Below are 1,920 nucleotides of genomic sequence, written 5' to 3'. Positions count from 1 at the left end.
AGCCAGTACCGAGCAAATATTGTCAACGAACCCAGTGAGACGAATACCATGGTCTCGCTTTGCCTCCTCTACAAGCCAACGTTCCGCATCCCTGCCCACCACGCACCACTCAATTCCGGCCGGTGCCAAGTACGGTCGATAGACATTCTCGTAGAAGGAGCGAACCGCGTCGCTGTTYGGCTTGAAGGAAAGATTTCCCCAAAAAGCCACTCCCCTGCGTTTCGCGACATGACCATTTGCGTCAAATGTCTCCGCAAGGTCGATCGAAACTCCGTTCGGTATTGTGCTGACGTTTGTACTTATACCGGACAATCTACAAACGGTATGAGAATCCGCATCATTGATTGTTGTCACGTGGCTGAACCAATGAGGCAAACACGCTTCCGCCTTGGCAAGGCGTGCACGCATTAAATGCGCTTTTAGACGTGTTTTTAGTTGCAAGGGCCAAGGTGGAAAGAACTGTATTTCTCTGGTCAGCGTCAGCACTTCACTGTCCATGAGATCGAAGAGTATCTTCTTGTTGCTCGAAAACGGCCTAACGAATTCCGCAAGGAAAAGGCCAAAGACAATTATATGGCTGATACCGTTCTGTTCACAGATATCGGCTATGGCTTTGGTAACCTTTGAAAAGTGATGCGGGTAGGAAAGCGAATAGTAATTTGAATCATTTCGACGGAAGTGCCTTTTCAGCGAGGGCCTTGTTGTCGGAAGATTCGGTGCGTCGTTCATCTTTTTAAAGACATCGGCCAAACCGACCAGGCCGTCATTGAACTTATCGAGCGAACTGAGATTAACAGTCAAAAGGTACAGCTCATGCCGCTTCGCTAATTCACGGCACAGGTGCCACACGCGAAGATCATGGCCGTTGTGGAGGCTAGCGAGCCGTTTATGTGTGATCACTAGGATGCGCATCACGAGGACTCATTGATTGTCGATTGAGTGGAATCACACACAGCACGATGCTCGCTGACCAGACCTCTGACTCGGCCTGTGTTGATTGGAGCCCAGTTGGCTCGTTGACGCAACGGGAGGCGGCGCTCCCCAGTGGATGCAGCGTCTCGCCCCGTTGCTCTTCGTGAGTAATACTTTGGCATCGGCGTCTGGCGTAAACCCGACAGAAACCGCCATGGCGCAACTCCAGCGGCTGCTGCGCGATGCCCGCAAAGCCCGCCGTCATTCGACTGTGGCGGCTCTGATCCGGACCTGAGATGCCGAACGACAAGGTACTGGTGATTCAATGGTTTTCACGTTGCTCGACGGCTTTTGGCTAATGGTCGCGAAATGGTCGGCGCTGACAGCGTCAATGCCCACTACGATCCCAAGTTGAAAGAAGCGCGCATCAAGCTTCCCAAGCGTGGTCCGAAGTTCCCGACCGACGCCAAGCTCGTCCATGCGGCGATCAGGGGCTCAAGCCTGGCCGCCAGCACGGCCTCAAGCTGCGGCAATCGTATCTGCGCATCCTCAAACGCGCCGAGACAACCTTCGCCTCGTCCTTGCCTGGTTGAGGATGCCAGTGCGCCTAATCCTGCCCGCCCCATGGCGCCTGCACGCCTTCGTGTTCCGGCCTGGCGGATGCCGATCGTCGGCGACGATGGCACTCTTCACCCTGAACCCGTGAGGCGTACCGACGTTACCTTTGCCGATGCTTCGGATTGATGATCCGGTCGAAACGCGTCCGGAAGCGGTCGCTCGATCGTGCCCTCCTCTGTGCTTAGACGATGTTCCCGCCCGCTCACGCGGATGCCTCGATCGAAGAGATCGCGCAGCATTGCGATAGCGATGCCAAGAAGTAGTCCTCCACCGATCGCTATTCCGAGCACGTTTCTAGGTTTTGGCGCACTTGCCCTCAAAGGAGGGGACGCCCCGGTGACGAGACTCGCCTCAAAAACCGGCGTGGATTGTTGTTGCGTTGCTTCCGTC

Annotated in this window: 1 protein-coding gene and 1 pseudogene; both read right to left on the bottom strand. The window is 55.1% G+C overall.

What is annotated here, in order from left to right:
* Window positions 1-912: hypothetical protein (locus ACXJMY_RS37850; RefSeq protein WP_456624443.1), on the bottom strand; the 912-nt coding region annotated here is incomplete at its 3' end.
* Window positions 913-1,601: 689 nt separating this feature from the next.
* Window positions 1,602-1,920 (bottom strand): annotated as a pseudogene (locus ACXJMY_RS37845) (hypothetical protein); the annotation flags it as partial.

This window comes from Bradyrhizobium sp. P5_C12 (assembly GCF_054049735.1).
The sequence above is the reverse complement of the archived record's forward strand: the minus strand, read 5'-3'. Positions and strand labels throughout refer to the sequence as shown.